Source organism: Acidisoma sp. S159 (assembly GCF_009766125.1).
Classification (GTDB): Bacteria; Pseudomonadota; Alphaproteobacteria; order Acetobacterales; family Acetobacteraceae; genus Acidisoma.
Genome location: NZ_LMUG01000080.1, coordinates 11,457 through 11,827, shown reverse-complemented (window position 1 = coordinate 11,827; position 371 = coordinate 11,457). Strand labels below are relative to the sequence as shown.

At 69.0% G+C, this 371-nt stretch carries 1 pseudogene; it reads right to left on the bottom strand.

The features are described from left to right. Window positions 1-43 precede the first annotated feature (43 nt). Window positions 44-371, bottom strand: a pseudogene (locus GSQ92_RS26440) (DNA polymerase Y family protein); the annotation flags it as partial.

The window sequence follows — 371 nt, the reverse complement described above, 5'->3', positions numbered from 1 at the left end:
AGCGTGAAGTTTGTGCGCGCGCCGACCTCCGCGAACGCGACCGTCATGCGAAATATCCGTGCAGGAACCAGCGGGCAGGGCGGTCGGGGCGCAGTGCGGCGGTGCGCCCGATCCAGAGGCGCGTGCCGGAGGCCAGTTCGACGCGGTAGTAGTCCCGATAACTGCGGTCCTCCGGATCGCGCCACCATTCACGCTCGATCCGCTCAGGTCCGTCAGACCAGGCGATCTGCTGGACAGCGCCGTTCAGCCGCAGCTGCACGGGAGGGCCGTCGGGCACCACGGCCATGACCATGAGCGGGGCGGGCCGTTTTAGAAGGCGCACGGGTGCTGGCAGTTGCGAGCGACGCGGCGCATCGGGCACGGCTTCGAAC